11 protein-coding genes and 1 pseudogene are annotated in these 18,552 nt (G+C 61.4%); 6 read left to right on the forward strand and 6 right to left on the reverse strand.

Going from position 1 to position 18,552, the window contains the following annotated elements:
* Positions 1 to 310 precede the first annotated feature (310 nt).
* From XH81_RS05025 to XH81_RS05045, 5 genes and pseudogenes are all read left to right on the forward strand, one after another.
* Complete coding sequence (locus XH81_RS05025) at positions 311 to 931, forward strand: helix-turn-helix domain-containing protein (protein WP_271596044.1); 621 nt, start codon at positions 311 to 313, stop codon at positions 929 to 931.
* A gap of 733 nt (positions 932 to 1,664) precedes the next feature.
* On the forward strand, positions 1,665 to 2,693 hold the full coding sequence (locus XH81_RS05030; protein ID WP_271596045.1) for a CobW family GTP-binding protein: 1,029 nt from the start codon (positions 1,665 to 1,667) through the stop codon (positions 2,691 to 2,693).
* A 28-nt stretch (positions 2,694 to 2,721) separates the two neighbouring features.
* The gene (locus XH81_RS05035) at positions 2,722 to 4,377 is read left to right on the forward strand and encodes an amidohydrolase (RefSeq protein ID WP_271596046.1); all 1,656 of its coding nucleotides are present in this window, start codon (positions 2,722 to 2,724) and stop codon (positions 4,375 to 4,377) included.
* Positions 4,378 to 5,158: 781 nt separating this feature from the next.
* Positions 5,159 to 5,464, forward strand: a pseudogene (locus XH81_RS05040) (bile acid:sodium symporter); the annotation flags it as partial.
* Positions 5,461 to 7,221, forward strand: a complete 1,761-nt coding sequence (locus XH81_RS05045) for a gamma-glutamyltransferase family protein (RefSeq protein ID WP_271596047.1) — start codon at positions 5,461 to 5,463, stop codon at positions 7,219 to 7,221. The pseudogene XH81_RS05040 and the gene XH81_RS05045, both read left to right, overlap by 4 nt.
* Positions 7,222 to 7,686: 465 nt before the next feature.
* On the opposite strand, the gene XH81_RS05050 is transcribed toward XH81_RS05045, so the two are convergent.
* Positions 7,687 to 8,574, reverse strand: a complete 888-nt coding sequence (locus XH81_RS05050) for a LysR family transcriptional regulator (protein ID WP_271596048.1) — start codon at positions 8,572 to 8,574, stop codon at positions 7,687 to 7,689.
* A 105-nt stretch (positions 8,575 to 8,679) separates the two neighbouring features.
* On the opposite strand from XH81_RS05050, the gene XH81_RS05055 reads away from it, so the two are divergent.
* The gene (locus XH81_RS05055; RefSeq protein WP_271596049.1) at positions 8,680 to 10,179 is read left to right on the forward strand and encodes a CoA-acylating methylmalonate-semialdehyde dehydrogenase; all 1,500 of its coding nucleotides are present in this window, start codon (positions 8,680 to 8,682) and stop codon (positions 10,177 to 10,179) included.
* 567 nt (positions 10,180 to 10,746) lie between these two features.
* Here XH81_RS05055 and pimD read toward each other — a convergent pair.
* The 5 genes from pimD to XH81_RS05080 all read right to left on the reverse strand — a co-directional run bounded on the left by pimD (position 10,747) and on the right by XH81_RS05080 (position 18,551).
* Positions 10,747 to 11,889: a pimeloyl-CoA dehydrogenase small subunit gene (gene pimD, locus XH81_RS05060; RefSeq protein ID WP_271596050.1), complete on the reverse strand. Its 1,143-nt coding sequence runs from the start codon at positions 11,887 to 11,889 to the stop codon at positions 10,747 to 10,749.
* A 173-nt stretch (positions 11,890 to 12,062) separates the two neighbouring features.
* Positions 12,063 to 13,253: a pimeloyl-CoA dehydrogenase large subunit gene (gene pimC / locus XH81_RS05065; protein WP_271596051.1), complete on the reverse strand. Its 1,191-nt coding sequence runs from the start codon at positions 13,251 to 13,253 to the stop codon at positions 12,063 to 12,065.
* Between the two features lie 158 nt (positions 13,254 to 13,411).
* Positions 13,412 to 14,599 carry an acetyl-CoA C-acyltransferase gene (locus XH81_RS05070; protein ID WP_271596052.1) on the reverse strand — a complete coding sequence of 396 codons (1,188 nt, stop codon included), beginning with the start codon at positions 14,597 to 14,599 and terminating at the stop codon, positions 13,412 to 13,414.
* Positions 14,600 to 14,955: 356 nt separating this feature from the next.
* Positions 14,956 to 17,052, reverse strand: a complete 2,097-nt coding sequence (locus XH81_RS05075; protein WP_271596053.1) for a 3-hydroxyacyl-CoA dehydrogenase NAD-binding domain-containing protein — start codon at positions 17,050 to 17,052, stop codon at positions 14,956 to 14,958.
* Positions 17,053 to 17,573: 521 nt separating this feature from the next.
* Positions 17,574 to 18,551, reverse strand: coding sequence for an Ldh family oxidoreductase (locus XH81_RS05080; protein ID WP_271596054.1), 978 nt, complete (start codon positions 18,549 to 18,551; stop codon positions 17,574 to 17,576).
* Position 18,552: the final 1 nt, after the last annotated feature.

The following is an 18,552-nucleotide window of genomic DNA, read 5'->3' on the forward strand; positions in this document are numbered from 1 at the left end:
ACTGCAACCCATGATACCGCCGCCGACAATGACGACTTGAGCCGACTTTGGAAGATCCGTCATATCTAAGCTCCATAACCACCGTGAAATTATTTCATGATTTTTCACATATGTGAAGATAAATTTCATGCCTGTTGGTATTGTTTCGAAAGCTGTGAGTCCTATAAAGAATCGGGCACTTTGGCACTCGGGCTACGCTCAACGATTAAAGCCCTCCGAGTGATTGACTGCTGAAAGTGCCTTGCTTGACTAGGTTCAGAGGGGCTTGTCATGGCAGCAACACGCGCCGCTTGAAGAGACGAGAGAGTTCATGGCGATCAGATCGATACGCGCAGCTGATGAATGGGCGTCCTCTGAACCAAAGGGGGACTTGGATCTGCAGGCTGCCGTCGGTGAACAGATTCGCGAGCTGCGCAAGATCAAGAAGCTGACGCTGAGCCAGCTGGCCCACGCAGCCGGTATTTCGGTCGGCTATTTGAGTCAGCTCGAACGAAACCAATCCAAGCTGCCGATCGGGGTTTTGAAAAAGCTAAGCGACGTTCTCGGCGTGCACATGAACTGGTTCTTCAACGGCAACATGCAGGCTACGCCTGACGAACGTGACGTCGTCGTTCGCAAGGCGCACCGCCGCCGATTGACCTTCACCGGCCTCGGCATCGTCGAGGAACTTCTCTCTCCCAATCTCGCCGGCCCGCTAGAACTGCTCATGAGTACAATTGAGCCGGGGGCCGACAGCGGGGAATACAGCCATGACGGCAATGAGGCGGGGGTTCTGATCGCGGGGCAACTGGACCTGTGGGTCGACGGGAAGCTCTTTCAGCTCGAGGAAGGAGACAGTTTCTCCTTTAGCAGCACTTCGCAACATCGCTGTGCGAACCCTGGAAAGGAGCCTGCTAAGGTCGTGTGGGTGATCACTCCCCCGCACTACTAGCAAGGCACAGCGTTCACGAGCAGTCCACCTGGGAATCGCTTAAACCGTAGTACGACACAACCAATACGTAACATGATCGAACAGGAAGCGCAGGCTCCTCTATGGCCGCCGGCCTCTAACAACCGGGCAATAGAAACGGCGAACCGGCGGCTCGTTTGACTGTAATCACCTGGCTTCCTTCGAACGGTGGTGGCGCAACCATCCCGAGCGACGGGGGCCACTCGGCAAAGGCCCAAGCTAGTCGGGCCAGTTCTTAACAGAAATGTACGCTCAAAGACGTCGGCGATCGGCACTATTAAGAAGCGCATGTCAGATAGAGCGCCGACCTCGCCGGCGCAGCCAGCCTCTCCGCTCCCAGCCTGCCTTCGTTAATCGCAGCGACGGCCCTTTGATTGGCGAGGTTGCAGGTGCCTATCTCACGTAGTTGTTTGGCTGCGTTCCGCGGAACGCCCCAGTGGCATGTCAACCCGCCGGCGTTGGCGATGCCCCCGAATGTCATTGTCTAGCTTACAACGGGGCCGGCTTTTTCTGCCGGACGCCCGATACGATCATGTATATGAAATTATTTTGTAAAAATTCACATTGACAGAATTGATGCAGCAATTTATTTGAATCTCGGTTCGTCGCTGCGAATTTCAGTGGTTCTCCAGCCACGCGCACTTCGTACAGGGAACGGTGTGATGGGCAGCGGACGCGTCTAAACCGCTGCTGCAGGCACCGAGGATATGCCGCGATGCTGCATTTCGCCCGGGAGCAGCCATTACCAGTTACGATCGTGTCCGGATTTCTCGGTGCCGGTAAGACGACTCTTCTGAACAACATACTGCAGCAGACTCGGCAGCGACTGGCCGTTCTCGTCAACGATTTTGCCGCGCTCAACATCGATGTGAAGCTGGTTGCATCGCAGAGCGACACCATCATTTCTCTTACAAATGGATGTGTGTGCTGCAGCATCAAAGATGACCTCTTAACTTCAATTCTGGCTATCGCGTCTTCAGAGCCGAGGTTCGACGGAGTTTTGCTTGAGACGAGTGGCGTATCTAATCCGATGGCTATCGCGGATGCATTTATGCAGCCGGCGGTGTCTCGCCGACTAAAGGTCGATCGTACGATTTGCGTTGTCGATGCCGAGAACTTTCCGGACCTCAACTTCGAAAACACTGAGCTGGCGATCGATCAGGCTGCGGTCGCGGACTATGTGTTACTCAACAAGTCCGACCTGGTGACGCCGGCAGTCGCCGAAAAAGTCATCGCGACGCTCCGCGGCGCGCTGCCTATGATGAGAATTATAAGAACGTACAATGCCGTCCTTCCCGCGTTCATGTTGCTCTCTGATAGCGACATAGAGGCGCGCCACCAGCTTCCTTCGAGTTGGAACACAACAACATTTCGGTGTGACCAGCCCGAAAGCCCATGCCGCGATCGAGCCTGTGTCGCCTGCAGGGGTGCTTACACGACTCGTGATCACTCCGGCGCGTTTGAGAGCTGGTCCTGGTCAGGCAATGTCGGCAAGCAGGCCAACTTCGCTGCGATCGTAAAGGCACTTCCTGCGTCGATTCTGCGCGCTAAGGGCATCCTTCGATTTTCGGATTTGCCAGGTCAGAGCGGCGTTTTCCAGCTGATCGGCAAGCGCTCGACGATCGATCTACGCCTTTCATCTTCCGGCGATCAGAGCAGCGAACTCGTATTCATAGGAATGCGCGGCGAACTGCCGATCGGCCGACTCACGGAAATGTTTGAACGGCAGACCACCGGCGCTTGAAGCCCGGAAGCAGGAGAGGGGAGCACAGATGGGTGCAGACGCGATTTTTCACGGGGGTCCGATCGTCACGATGGATCGCGACCAGATGCAAGTTGAAGCAGTCGCGATATCCAAGGGGAAAATACTAGCCGTTGGATCTTTGGAAGCCGTAAGCAGCTATCGTGATTCCGAAACGACCATGGTCGATCTCGAGGGGCGCACGATGTTACCTGGTTTCGTCGAAGCACACGGCCATCCTCTGCTTAGCGCTCTATGTTGGGGCGACCCGGTCGTCGATATTCGATCAGTGCACACGCCTACCTACGAGGCCGCTCTCGCCAAGATCAGAAGAAGGGTTAGCAAGGCAAGGGAGGGGGATTTCCTCTGGTTCCTGGGCCTTGACGCCCAGCTCCACGTGGGTGCCAAAGAGCCCACCAAAGCAGAGCTCGACGAACTCTCACCGACGATTCCGATCGCCGTGCAGGTGTCAAACATGCACGGAATATTTCTGAACACGGCGGCACTTAAAGCACTTAAAATCACACGCGAGACCCCCGTCGTTCCTGGCGGGCATGTTCGTTACGACGAGAATGGTGAACCATGGAAATTTGAGGAGCGCTCACGCGAATACATCGTCGAGAGTTTCTATGCGATCTGTGGCGAGCAGCGGGGTATCGACTCGCTACGGGATTGGCTGTGGAAGTTCTCAAAGTCTGGATATACAACCAGCTCGGAAATGGGACTGACGCCAATGACCAGTGTCTTCTACAAGAAGACTCTGGAGCGCGAGCAAATGCCCATTCGGGTGTTTTGCTATCAGAGAGCTGTTCCCGAAGGAATCGAGACGATTCCCTTTGACGGAGGAAACGATCGGTTTGCGATGGCCGGTATCAAGATGTGGGGTGATGGGTCCGTCCTCATGGGAAACGTGTGGCTGACGAAGCCATACCTCAACAACGAAATCACCCTTACAAGCATGGGTCTTCCGCGCGATAGCGTCGGTCATATGAACTACAAGCCCGAAGAGCTGAAGCGAATAATAAACGCTTACGCGCTCCGTGGGCATCAAATGTCGGTTCATACACATGGCGATCGCACGATCGACGCGGTTCTGGATGCGTATGAGGCGGCGCTCAATGAGTTTCCCGAAGCAAAGCGTCCATTTCGGCTCGAGCATTGCGGAACGTTGCGCGAAGACCAAATCGACCGCTGCAATAAGCTCGGGGTCGTCTGCAGCTTCTTCTTGCCTTACCTGTACTATTGGGGCGAAGCACTCCGCGACGCGCTCCTTGGGCCGGAAGCGGCCGCAAAGTTTGTGCCAGCAGGGAGCGCCGTCCGAAAGGGGATGCGGAGTTCGCTCCACTGCGATCCGCCAATGACTTGGCCGCATGCGCTCCTTTGCCTACATCTTGCCACTACTCGTCGAAGCCGCGCAGGAAACGTTATTGGTCCGGATCAAATCATGGATATGGATTCGGCCTTGCGCTCCGTAACAATTGACGCGGCATTCCACCTTAGAAAGCACAACGAGATCGGAAGCATTGAGGTTGGCAAATATGCGGATTTTGTCCTCCTCGATAAGAACCCACGCGCAGTCGATCCCGAGCACGTGCTCGATCTCAAGGTCCTCGGCACGTACGTCGAGGGAGAACCAATTTGGGAGTGCTCGGCACATGAAGCGCCGACCGGACGGGAAGCGGCATAGCGAGTCCTGAACCGGCGCCAAGTCGCGGCTTTCGCCGGCGATCACCACGCCCGCGTTCGTGTCAAACTTTGCCCAAAAGCCCTGCGCCCCCAAACATATCTTGTCGCGCGCTCCTCTGGCGTCCGGGTTGCTAAGCCCGAGCGAGGTGGAGAGTGGGCCAATGATGGTTCTAACGAGGGATTTTCCGGTAGGGCTGACGTCTGTAGAGCGGGATTGTCATGAATTCGAAAACGGGAAACTGAGGCATGGCGCATAATTTCGTGATCGCGATGATGATGCACGAGACGAACACGGTCTCGCCGCTGCCCAGGCCAATCGAGGCCCTTTTGCGCGTGGTGCTCCTGTGATAGGCGGAGACGATCTGGCACGGGTCACCGAGGCGGCGAGGACAGGCCCGAAAGGGGCGATTCTGCCGGTCATCGACGAGATCGCCCAACGGCTACTGGGCCATCGGCTCCTGACCGTGATGCGTCTGCACGAAGCGGCGGTAGAGCTCGAGCGCCTCTACAGCAGCCACGCGGAGGCCTACCCCCCTGGAGGCAGGAAGTCGAAACGCGGCGCCGGGATGATAGCGGCCGGGCTCGTGCAGAAGGTTCAGGGCGACGAGGCGATCACAAGCCGCTGGCCTATCTCCTGACCCCACTGCTGCTCGCCGCATGACCACGCTCGTCACCGCGCCCCTCCCCCCGTCTGCGGCCCGACTCGTTCACCGCCGCCATTCCGGCGGCTCTGGTGTTGGGGCTCCTCGGCGCGGTGGAGGTCGACAGCCTTTTGGGCGCGGGCTTCCGTGGGTGACCTGATCATGGTCGGAGTCCTCAGTGGCATGCTGCTAGCCGTCACCACGATCTGGGGCGCCCGCCGCCTCGGCTTTTCCCGGGAGGACGAGATGGCTATCGCCTTGTGCGGCTCCAAGAAGAGCCTGACGCCCGGCGTGCCGATCGCAGGCGCGCTCGTTCCAACTGCGGCGGTCCGCGGCGTGATCCTGCCGCTCATGGTCTTCCACCAGATCCAGCTCGCCGTCGGCGCCGTGCTGGCTCGGCGCTTCGCGGTTCGCGCGGCGAATATCAGAGGAGAGGTTGCGCCATGAGTATCGATTCCCTGTCGGGACTGGGCACGGCCCACGGCCTGACCTCGTTGCGTCCGACCATCGCCGGGACGAGCCATGTCGTCTCCGCGGGCCACTATCTCGCGGCTCAGTCCGCGCTGCAGATACTCGAAAGCGGTGGCAACGCCATCGACGCTGGCGTTGCAGGAGGCCTGGTGTTGGGCGTCGTGCAGAGCGAACTCGTTAACGTCGCCGGCGTCGCACCGATCATTCTCTACCTGGCCGAACGCGACGAGGTAATCACCATCAGCGGACTGGGCTGCTGGCCTCGCGCGCTCGATCCGAATATTTTTATGCGCGAGCACGGTGGCGCGATCCCGGAGGGCGTCTTGCGGACCGTCGTTCCAGCCGCGCCGGACGCCTGGATCACGGCACTGGCTCGCTACGGCACAATGAGCTTTTCGGAGGTGGCGCAGAGCGCCATCGGTTTCGCACGCGACGGCTTTGTCATGTATCCGCTGATGGCGGAACTGCTGCACACCTACGCCGAGGGCTATGCGAGATGGCCCAGCTCCGCGGCGATCTATCTGCCCGGGGGACGTCCGCCTAAAGTCGGTGATGTGTTCGTCCAGTCCGATCTTGGCCGCACTCTGCAGTACATGGCCGACTGCGAGGCAGCGGCGCGGGGCCGGAGCCGTGTGGAAGGCCTGAAGGCCGCTCGGGACGCCTTCTATCGCGGCGACATCGCGCGAACAATCGTGGCTTTCCACGAGCAAAATGGCGGCTTGCTGTCGATGCAGGACCTGGCGAACTTCCAGGTCGGCATAGAGCCGGCGGTCAGCGCCAGCTTCCGCGGATCGACGATGTACGCCTGCGGCCCCTGGTGCCAGGGCCCGGTGCTGCTGCAGATGCTGACGATGCTGGCGGGCGTCGATTTGGCGGGCGTCGATTTGGCGGGCCTCGGCCACAACAGCAGCGCCTACGTTCACACCCTGGTCGAGACCATTAAGCTCGCTTTCGCCGACCGGCATCGCTACTTCGGCGACCCGCGCTTCACCGATGTTCCTTTGGGCTCGCTGCTCGACCCGGCGTACGCCGCCCGCCGGCGGGAGCTCATTGACCCGCATCGGGCTTGGCCCGAGATGTCACCGGCTGGTGACCTGGGCGGCGGTGCGAGGATGGAAGGCGCTGCCCTCGCGGCGCCTAAGCTCGCCCCGCTCGACACCTCCTACCTCGCGGTTATCGACCGTCAGGGCAACGTATTCTCCGCGACTCCTAGCGACGTGTCCTACGACACACCGGTGGTCACCGGAACTGGGCTGTGCCCATCCTCCAGGGGCAGCCAGTCGTGGGCCGACCCCCAGCATCCTTCAGGTGTCGCGCCCGGCAAGCGGCCGCGCCTGACACCCGCGCCGTTCCTTGCCCGAGCGGCGGATGGCGCCTTCACCGCCATGGGGACCCCGGGCGGCGATGTGCAACTCCAGGCCCTGCTCCAGGTCTGGCTGAACCTGGAAGTCTTCGGAATGCCGCCGCAAGCCGCGGTCGAGGCGGCTCGGTTCGCGAGTTACAGCTTCCCAGACTCGTTCGAACCGCACGCTGCGCATCCGGGCCGCCTCAACATTGAAGAACGCCTTGGCCCCCGACAGATTTCCGATCTCCGGATGCTGGGTCACGATGTTGCGGTCTGGCCGGACTGGGCATGGCGCGCGGGTGCGGTATGCATCGCCCGCCAACGGCCTGAGGGAACACTCGAAGGGGCCGCGGATCCCCGTCGCCCGGCCTATGCGCTTGGCCGATAGAAAGTCACGGATGCATCGCTATTCGCTCCGACTTGCTTCTCGCTGAAGCCTTGAATCCGCATGGGCCTAGTCGCGCCATCGGCGTGCGCGGATCGGCGCGCCTTAGAAAGCAAACAATAAATAATTTTCAAGTCGCGGGCGGCGAGTTTCAGCTAACTCCGGCCAATCCGTTGGCCGCGTACCATGAGAGTGTCCTGGTGTTTGTCCCGAGCGGTCACAATACGAACCTGCAAAAGACTATTGAGGCGGTTCTTTCCAAGCACGCCTTTGGACCACTTCCGTTATCGGCTAGATTGTTTCGCGGCAGGGGCATGACAAAATCTCTCTCGATCCAGCCGATCCGCACGCAGCCGATGCCCCCCGAGTCCTTAGTGCTCTCGATTGCGATGTGACGCGGTCTCGTCGGCTAAGCGGGTGCCAGTTTGGAGAACCCGTTCGATGCTTCCGCCTCTGCTTCGCGCCGCCTCAGTCCGATACGAACGAGGCCCTCGCGGCCTTGACGGATCCCGAGATGAATCGATGAACCTCTTGGACCCGGCGTGTCTCGTGCGTATCGGGATGAGAGGTGATCCAATAGTTGCGCACGAACCGGACCTCGGGCAACAAGCGCTTCAGCTCTGAATATCGTTGCGCTGCGTAGTCGTGGAGGATTCCGACTCCATGACCGGCGCGAACCGCTTCCATTTGCGCGACCACGCTGCCGCATTCGTATCGACGCGACATAAGGCGGCCCAGTACAGAAGCATAGTCCAGGGCGCGGCTGTAAGCCATATCTTCGACATGCGTCACGAACAAGCGGCCGGCGAGTTCATCCTGGCTGGTGATGGGACCCTCACGCCCAAGGTATTGCTCCGCCGCATAGACGCTGAGTGTGTAGTCGGTCAGCTTCGACAGGATTAGTCGCCCCTGTTTGGGGCGGTCCAACGTAATAGCGATATCGGCCTCTCGCCGCGACAGCGAAAATGTTCGTGGTAACGGCACCAGCTGAACGACGAGCCCCGAATGTTTCGCGGCGAGCATGCCGAGCCGATTTGCAAGAAAATAGTTGCCAAGGCCATCAGGTGCACCGACCCGCACCGTACCTGTGATGGCTTGGCTCGCACCGCCGATGCTGGAGCCTACTCTAAGGAATTCGCTCTCTGCGCGCTCCGCTGCGGCGAGCAACGACTCGCCTGCTGCAGTTAGAATGCAGCCGGACGTATGTCGTTCGAGCAGCTTGGTGCTCAAGCTTCGCTCAAGCGCCGTAAGTTGCCGCGCTACTGTGGCATGATTCAACCGAAGGCTCTTCGAGGCCTTCAGGATTTGTCCTGCTCGCGCGACCTCAAGGAATATCCGAACCCGTTCCCAATCCATCGACTACAATTTCTGCACAACGGGTCCGCACATTCGCTCGTTGATACACGACTTTATGCGCTGCATACGAGCGGCGATCAAGTTCTGTTCGGAAGGAAATGTTCGATGCCTACGGCGATTCAGCACTTCATCAATGGCGAGTTGGTGGCAAGCCGCGGTGCCCGTACTACGGCTGTGTACAATCCTGCGACCGGCGAACAAACGGGAAGGGTTGGATTGGCTTCGGCCCAGGACGTCCGTGCGGCGTCGGCAGCAGCTCGAAAGGCGTTTCCGGCCTGGTCGAACACCCCTCCCTTGCGCCGCGCGCGAATTCTCAACCGCTTCTTGCGAATTCTGGAGGATCGGATCGACGAACTCGCCCAAGTGATCACGGCCGAGCACGGCAAGGTGCTCTCGGACGCGAGGGGCGAGATTCAACGCGGCATGGAGGTCGTCGAGTTTGCCACCGGCGCACCCCAACTTCTCAAAGGAGAGGTCACGGAAAACGTCGGAACTGGCGTCGACAGCCACTCTCTACGTCAACCGCTTGGCGTCGTTGCCGGGATTACACCATTCAATTTTCCGGCGATGGTACCCATGTGGATGTTTCCGATCGCCCTCGCGTGCGGCAACGCATTCATTCTCAAGCCGTCCGAACGCGATCCTTCCGCTTCGCTCATACTGGCAAACTGGCTGAAGGAGGCTGGATTGCCCGACGGCGTCTTCAATGTCGTACATGGTGATAAGGAAGCGGTCGACGCCATTTTGTCCGATCCCGACATAGTGGCCGTGAGCTTCGTCGGGTCCACTCCTATTGCCCGTTACATCTACGAAACGGCCACACGAAATGGAAAGCGGTGTCAGGCCTTGGGCGGCGCCAAGAACCACATGATCATCATGCCGGACGCTGATATCGATCAGGCGGTTGACGCTCTGATGGGCGCCGCCTACGGCGCTGCAGGCGAGCGTTGCATGGCGATCTCAGTCGCAGTCCCGATCGGAGACGCGACGGCCGACAGGCTGATCGAAAAATTGGCGCCCAAGGTTCGCGCTCTGAAGATCGGCCCGGGAACGGACCCCGATGCAGAGATGGGGCCACTTGTGACAAGGCAGCATCTCGACAAGATCCATGGCTATATCGACATCGGTGTAGACGAGGGAGCAAAACTGATTGTCGACGGCCGTGACTTCCGCCGCCAAGGTTACGATAAAGGATACTTCATCGGCGGAACGCTTTTCGACCACGTCATGAGCGATATGAAGATCTACAAAGAGGAGATATTCGGGCCGGTGCTCGCCGTCGCACGGGCCAAGTCGTACGAGGAGGCCGCCCGCATGATCAACGCGCACGAGTTCGGTAACGGCACCGCCATCTTCACGAGGGACGGAGATGCGGCGCGCGAATTTGCGCATCAAATTCAAGTCGGCATGGTTGGTATTAACGTGCCGATCCCGGTTCCGATGGCATTCCACTCATTCGGCGGATGGAAGGCGTCCCTTTTTGGTGATCACCACATGCACGGGCCCGAGGGAGTACGATTCTACACCAAGCTTAAGACGATCACGACAAGGTGGCCTACTGGCATTCGCTCTGGAGCTGAGTTCGTTCTGCCGACGATGAGCTGATGGCGGGGGCGAAGATCGCGGGCTCCGCGATCGTTACCCCGCGTGTCCCGGCGTTCGCATCCGATATCCGAGCATTAGAGCCGAAATGGTAGAGTCCTAGAAACGGCTTCGCACATCGAGAAGGCCGTCGTGCAGCGGGGTTCCGATTCCTCCAAGATCGGCGCGAGCCCACAACACCCCGCTTCTCGTTCCCCGGGCGTCCTTGCACAGAGCTTGCTTATGGCGCGGCTGGAGCGGACGACAGCCACCTCGCCGCTGAGATCGAACGGGGCATTTTCCATTGTTGTTGCCCTCCTGATTCCGCCTGCTGCGCGCATCTAGCGGACCTGATGACGCCATCCCGCAGGACCTTCGACAAACCGACCACTCTTTACCAACGAACTGTTCGAGGACCTCGCACCACAGGCCCCATCAGGCCTCGGCAGTACAAATTCCAAGCCCTTTGCCGCAACAAGACTACCGCGATCCAATTAGCGAATTAATGAGCATGCAGAGGAATGACGATGTACCACGAGAACCCGGGCTCATCGCTTCGCGATGTCCCGGGATGACGGTCATGGCGTGGCGTCAGATCAACCCGCCCGCGTCCGCGACGCGGCGCTGGTGGTAGTCGGTGTCACCAAAGGTGTTCTCGATCATGGTGAGGCGCTTGAAGTAATGGCCGATCTTCGCCTCCATGGTCATGCCGATGCCGCCGTGGAGCTGGATCGACTGCTGGCCGACAAATTTCAGCGACTTGCCGATCTGCGCCTTGGCCGCGGCGATCGCGTTGCTGCGCTCCTTGGCGTCCTCGAAATCACCAGCCATGGTCGCGAAGATCGACATCGAGCGCGCCTGCTCGGCGGCCACGAACATGTCGGAGGCGCGGTGCTGCAGCGACTGGAACGAGCCGATTGCGACGCCGAACTGCTTGCGCGTTTTGATGTACTCGACCGTGGTCTTGAGCGATTCGTCCATCAGGCCGACCGCCTCGGCGCAGAGCGCGACACGGGCTTCGTCCACCACGCGCTCGATCAGCGCCAGCGAATCCTCGGGGTTGCCGAGCACGGCATCAGTGCCGACCTCGACACCGGTGAAGGTGATGTCGGCGGCGTGCAGGCCGTCTTGCGTGGGATAGGACTTCTTGGCGACGCCCTTGGCGTTGGCCGGGACCAGGAACACACCGATGGCGCTTCTGTCGCGGCGGTCGCCCTTGGTGCGCGCGGTGACTAGAAGCGTGTCGGCGTTTTCGCCATTGAGCACGACGAACTTCTCGCCGTCGATGATCCAGCCGTCGCCCCTCTTCTTCGCGGTGGTGGTGACGTCGAACAGATCGTAGCGCGAGTTCTTCTCGAGCTGCGCGAAGGCGAGCGTCTTGCTGCCGTCGATGATCCCCGGCACGTGCGCGGCCTTCTGCGCATCGGTGCCGGCATGGCGCAGGAAGCCGCCGCCGATCACGACCGTGGCGAGATAAGGCTCCAGCACCAGCGCCTTGCCGAGCGCCTCCATCACGATCATGGTCTCGACGCCGCCGCCGCCGAAGCCGCCGTCGGCCTCGCTGAAGGGCAGGCCCAAGAGGCCCTGCTCGGCGAGCTTGAGCCAGACCGTTTTGCTCCAGCCGCCCTTCTCCGCCATGTACTTCTTGCGCTGCTCGAAATCGTAGGAATTGGTCAGCAGGCCGTCGATGCTTTCCTTGAGAAGCCGCTGCTCCTCCGACAGATCAAAATCCATGTTTCTCTCCATATCGGCGGGAACTGCCCGGCCGTCGCTTTACTCTTAGACGTCAGCCCTCGCGAAAGCGGGGATCTCGCCTGCCGTGCTCACGCCGTGGCGTGCTGGGTGCCCGCCCGACTGCGCAATTGCGTACAAGGGGTACGGCACCGTTTGCTAAGCTGCTTCGCGGGTCAAAGTCCCAGCACCGCTTTGGCAATGATGTTGCGCTGGATCTCGTCGGAGCCGCCGTAGATCGAGACCTTGCGGTTGTTGAAGTAGCTCGGCGCGATCTGGGCGGTCCACTCCATGGCTTCATTCGTGTCATCATGGCCGTGCACATCGTAGGGCGCGGCGAACGGCCCGATGACCTCCATCAAGAGCTCGGTGGTGGTCTGCTGGATCTGGGAGCCTTTGATCTTGAGCACGGAAGACGCTGGGCTGGGCTTGCCCTTGCCGTGCTTGCTCTCGTCGGCGACGACGCGCAGCTGCGTGAGCTCGAGTGCCTTAAGCTCGATCTCGCAGGCCGCGAGCTTATCGCGGAACGCGGAATCCTCGATGATTGGCTTGCCGCCGGACTCGATTTTTGAGGCCAAGTCGCGGATGCGGCGCAGCCGCTCCTTGGAGAGGCCGACTCGAGCCAGGCCGGTCCGCTCATGGCCGAGCAGGAACTTTGCGTAGTCCCAGCCCTTGTTCTCCTCGCCGATCAGGTTCTCGTAGGGAACCTCGACGTCGTCGAAGAAGACCTCGTTGACCTCACGGCCGCCGTCGATGGTCTGGATCGGGCGCACGGTGACGCCCTTCGACTTCATCGAGAACACGATGAAGGAGATGCCCATCTGCTTCTTGGCGGAGGGATCGGTGCGGCAGAGGCAGAAGATCATGTCGGCGTGCTGGGCGAGCGTGGTCCAGGTCTTCTGGCCGTTGATGATCCACTTGTCGCCCTTGCGCTCGGCCTTGGTCTTGAGCGAAGCAAGGTCGGAGCCGGAGCCGGGCTCCGAAAAACCCTGGCACCACCAATCGTCGACATTGGCGATGCGCGGCAGGTATTTTTTCTTCTGCTCCTCGTTGCCGAAGGTGTAGATGACAGGGCCGACCATGCTGACGCCAAAGGCGAGAGGCGGCTGCGCCGGATAGGACTGCAGCTCTTCTGTGAAGATGTAGTGCTGCACGCTGGTCCAGCCGGTGCCGCCGTATTGCTTGGGCCAGTGGCTGACACCCCAGCCTTTCTTGTTGAGTATGCGCCACCACGTCACCATCTCCTCCTTGGAAAGGTGGCGGCCCTCGACCAGTTTGCGCCTAGTATCCGACGGCACATTATCACGGAGGAACTGCCGCACCTCCTCGCGAAACGCCTGCTCTTCCTTCGTGAATGCGAGATCCATGCGATTCTCCTGTGAGATTCCTTCGTCGTCCCGAGCCCGGGACCCAAAACGCGGCTTCGTTGTTACGGAAACCGCTTTCGTCCCGCCCCAAACTCCGGCTGCGAAGTATGGGTCCTGGCCCGCGTGGGCAGTTGCGCAACTAGCCGAGGCGATCTGAATTACAGTAAGATCTCGAACAAACCGGCTGCGCCCATGCCGCCACCCACACACATGGTGACAACCGCGTATTTGGCTTTGCGTCGGCGGCCCTCGATTAAGGCGTGGCCCGTCAGTCGCGCGCCAGACATGCCGTAAGGATGGCCGATCGAGATGGCGCCGCCGTTGACGTTGATCTTGTCGGGATCGATGCCGAGCTTGTCGCGGCAATACAGCACCTGCACAGCGAAGGCTTCATTCAGCTCCCAGAGATCGATGTCCTCGACCTTGAGGCCATGCCGCTTGAGCAGGCGGGGTACGGCGAAAGCCGGGCCGATGCCCATCTCATCCGGCTCGCAGCCGGCGGTGACGAAACCGCGAAAGATGCCGAGCGGGGCGAGCCCGCGTTTCGACGCTTCCTTGTCGCTCATGATGACGGAGGCGCTGGCGCCGTCCGAAAGTTGGCTGGCATTCCCAGCCGTGATGGTGAAACCCTCGCCGCGCACCGGCTTGAGGCCGGCGAGGCCCTCTGCCGTGGTCTCGGGACGCGGACCTTCGTCCTGCGACAGCGTGATTTCCTTCATCGTGACGGCACTGGTCGCCTTGTCGGTGACGGCCATCATGGTCTTGATTGGCGCGATCTCCTCCCTCAACTTGCCGCCCTGCTGGGCGGCCGCGGTGCGGCGCTGGCTCTCCAGCGAATATTCGTCCTGCTTCTCGCGCGAGATGCGGTATCGCTTGGCCACAACCTCGGCCGTGTCGATCATGGACATGTAGGCATCGCCCTTGATCTTGAGCAACGCCGGATCTCGCATGTGGAACGAATTCATCTTGTCGTTCTGCACGAGGCTGATCGACTCGCCACCGCCGCCGACCGCGATCTCTACTCCATCAAAGATCACCGAACGCGCCGCGAGCGCGATGGCCTGAAGTCCCGAGGCGCATTGTCGGTCAACCGTGGTGCCGGAAACGGTGACGGGCAGGCCAGCGCGCAGCAGCGCCTTGCGGGCGATGTTGCTGCCGGTTGAACCCTGCTGAAGCGCCACCCCCATCACGACGTCCTCGACCTCCTTGGGGTCGATCTTAGCGCGGGCGACGGCCTCGCCGATGGCGTGGCCGAGCAGGGTCGCGCCCTCCGTGGCGTTGAGCGCACCGCGATAGGCCTTGCCGATTGGGGTGCGGGCGGTGGAAACGATGACGGCTTCGGTCAAGAACGACTCCTGATGCGAGTTGGGTGGATTGTGACTATTTCTGCTGCCGTGCCCTCGGCCATTACCGCGAGTTCGGTACGGCTGATCGGGCGGTCGCAAAACTCCAGTGCGTGCGCGGGCGGCAGTCAGCGGCGGCTTTTGAGAAGAGGCTGGGCATCGCGGCTTGGACAATGGCGTCGTCCCAACGCGCGCCCTCAGGATAAAACTGTTCGCCGGTATAGGTCATCTTCCGCAACACATCACTCGTCATTCCCGGGGTGCGATCACCGGGGCCGCGGAAAGTGCGGCTCGACGACAGTCGCGAGCTATGATGCGCGATTGCGCAACGTGAAATAACGGCAAAGAGGTAGCGATCATCAGGCCGCTTTCGACTGCGCCGCCAGCGAGGCGAACGTCTTGCCTTCCGCGGCGAGCTTCTTCAGCAAGGGCGCGGGCTCGAGGCTCGGGTCGTTGGTCTCCTTGGCGTAGAAGGCGAGGCGATCGGCGATGTGCTTGAGGCCGACGCTGTCGGCCCAGAACATCGGGCCGCCGCAGTAAATCGGCCAGCCATAGCCGTAGAGCCAGACCACGTCGATGTCGCTGGGACGCGCCGCGATGCCCTCTTCGAGGATCTTCGCGCCCTCATTGATCATCGGGTACATCATGCGCTCGAGGATCTCCTCGTCGCTGACGACGCGCTTCTTGCGGCCGAGACGCAGGAAGGTCTCGTCGATCAGCTTCTCGACCTCAGGATCGGGCAGCGGCGAACGCGAGCCGGCTTCGTACTTGTAGTAGCCCCTGCCGGTCTTCTGGCCGAAGCGGCCGGCTTCGCAGAGCGCGTCCGCGATCTCCGACTTGATGCCGCGGTCCTTGCGCGAGCGCCAGCCGATGTCGAGGCCGGCGAGGTCGCCCATCGCGAACGGGCCCATCGGCATGCCGAATTTGGTCACCACGGCGTCGACTTGCTGTGGCAAGGCACCTTCAAACAGGAGCTTTTCCGCCTGCTTGCCGCGCTGGGCCAGCATGCGATTGCCGACAAAGCCGTCGCAGACGCCGACCACGGCCGGCACCTTTGCGATCTTGCGCGCGATGCTCACCGCCGTCACCAGCGCGTCAGGCGCGGTCTTGTCGGCGCGCACGATCTCACACAGCTTCATGACGTTGGCCGGCGAGAAGAAGTGCATGCCGAGCACGTCCTGCGGACGCTTGGTTGCCTTCGCGATCTCGTCGATGTTCAGATAGGAGGTGTTGGAGGCGAGCACCGCGCCCGGCTTGGCGTACTGGTCGAGCTTACCGAACACTTCCTTCTTCACCGCCATGGTCTCGAACACGGCTTCGATGACGAGGTCGGCATCGCCGACATTCTCGATGCCGACGACGCCGTTGATCAGCGCCATGCGCTTGGCCGGCGCATCCGCCGGGATGCCACCGCGCGCGGCGGTCGCTTCCCAGTTCTTCTGCATGATGCCCATGCCGCGCTTCAGCTGCTCCTCGCCCGTCTCGATCAGGGTGACGGGAACGCCCGCGTTCGCAAACGACATCGCGATGCCGCCGCCCATGGTGCCGGCGCCCAAAATGGCAACACGGTTAACGGGACGCGACTTGGTGCCCTCAGGCACGCCCGCGATCTTGTTGGCCTCGCGCTCGGCGAAGAAGGCGTAACGCTGCGCCTTGGACTGATCGCTGGCGACGAGCTTGAGAAAACCCTCGCGCTCCTTCTTCAGACCTTCCTCGAACGGCAGGTCGATGGCGTAGCCGACGGCATCGGCCGCGGCGAACGGCGCTTCCAGGCCCCGCGACTTCTTGGTCATGGCCGCGACCGCATTGGTGAAGATCGAGCGGTCGGCCTTGGCCGCCGCCATCTTGGAATCGTCGTCGCGCAGGCGCCGCAGCGGACGCTTCTCGGCGATGAGCTTGCGGACGAAGGCTTCGCCGCCGGAGGCCGGACCTTCGACGATCTCCTCGATCAGACCGTTCTTCAGCGCCTCCGCCGTCCCGATCGGGTCGCCGCCGACGATCATCTTGACAGCGAGTTCGGGCCCGACCGCGCGGGGCAGGCGCTGGGTGCCGCCGGCGCCCGGCAGGAGTCCGAGCTTCACCTCGGGCAGGCCGAGCTTGGCTTCCTTGGCCGCGACGCGGAAATGACAGGCGAGCGCGACCTCGAGGCCGCCGCCGAGCGCGGTGCCGTGGATCGCGGCGACAACGAGTTTTGGCGAATTCTCGATCTCGGCGAGCACGTCGTTGAGCGCGGGCGGCTTCGGCGGCTTGCCGAATTCGGTGATGTCGGCGCCGGCGATGAAGGTGCGGCCGGTGCAGGTCAGCACGATGCCCTTGATGGCGGGATCGGCGATTGCGGCCTTGATGCACTCGAGAATCCCACCGCGGACCGCGGCACTCAGCGCATTGACCGGCGGGCTGTTGACCGTGACGAGCCCGACTTCGTCATGACGCTCAAGCTTGACCACTTCGCTCACGCTGGCTCCTTGGTGAAAGTAAATCGGTTAGCAGCGGTCGACCGCGTGCCATCTCGTTCAGACGTGAGCCGCTTTCGTTTGAGCAGGACAACGACTCTCCGAACGCGAAGACTCAGGTGGGCGCCGCCAGCCACATCGATCTCCTATCGAACCGTGAGATTATTTCAAACTTTTTCACGATTGTGAATGAGATTTTTCACGATCGTGATTTTTTTTGCCATTCTTCATATACTAGGAGCTCGTCTGGCGAACGAGGGCCAGCGCGGGCTGAATGGTGAGGTGATGCGCCATTTCAGTCGCCTGTTGTCCGGGCTCAGGGTCATGGCGCGTGCCCCGACCTGCCGCGCTTTTCCGGAGATCGAATCGTTCTCGTCGGACTTGATCACCACTCGCCAGCCACCGTGGCGCGGGCACGGGCGCACCACCGCAGACCTCTTGGGCCCTGGGCGTTCGAACCCCAACGTCACGCCCGCCCCTAAGCCCGCGAAGACGAGCGTCACAGACCGAACGGCAACACGGGTTTAGGCTCCCAGTTTGCGGAGGCGCGCCATCAACTCCGCAGAGACCTCGATCTGTGTCGCGCTCCTTTGAGCCCGGCTGGCCTTGTCGCCGGGGATACGGATCGGCGCCTCCGGATCGATTGGCGGACCGGCCAAAATCTCATCGAAGAGCGCCTGCGCGTCGCGGTTCAGATCCGCGGCTGGCCGGCTCGCGTCGCTCCTTACCAGGATGCCCATGAAGCCATCTTCGCGCGGGGCGGCGCTGGCGCCAAGGAAGGGGCCGCACAGGAGTTGGATCGCTAGCCCAAGCGCGTACCCCTTATGCCCCGCGAACGGCAGCATGCTGCCGTTGTGGGCGTCCTCTGGATCCGTTGACGTCTCGCCCGCCCGCGTCTGTACAACGCCCTCGGGTAACGGTCGTCCGGCATCGGCAGCAACCCGAATGGCGCCGTAGGACCACGCGGAGGTCGCGAGATCGGCGCAGAACGTGGTCGGGCGCCCCGGTACTGTGATCGCGATTGGGTTGGTGCCCAGGACGGCACGGGTCGAACCATGCGGCGCAACCGCGGCCTGGGAACTGCACATCAGGATCGAAACCACTCCGCGGGCCGCAAGCGCCTCCCCAATGATGGCTAGGGAGCCAGTGGTCCCCACATAGCCGACTACGCCGAAAACGATTGCGGAGGAATTGGCTAGCCGGGCGGCGGCACTGAGAGCGGCCTCGCTGACGGCGGGGATGCCGAGGCGTCCTTGCGCATCAAAGACCACGAAACCCGGGGCCTCCGTCTTCACCTTGTTGCCGGCGCATTGACTCAGCTGCTCTGCAAGAAGCGCAATCGCGGGAATCCGCCGCAGCCCGTGTCCTGGATAGCCACGCGCCTCGGCCGCGACGAGGTGTTCTGCGCACAGTCGGGCGTCGGACTTCGACAGCCCATTCTTGCTCAGGATTTCCACCACCAGATTTGTGGCCCCTTCGATGTCCAAATGCTCTCTTTTCATT

Origin of the sequence: Bradyrhizobium sp. CCBAU 25360, assembly GCF_028128695.1 — a bacterium.
Classification (GTDB): Bacteria; Pseudomonadota; Alphaproteobacteria; order Rhizobiales; family Xanthobacteraceae; genus Bradyrhizobium; species Bradyrhizobium ottawaense.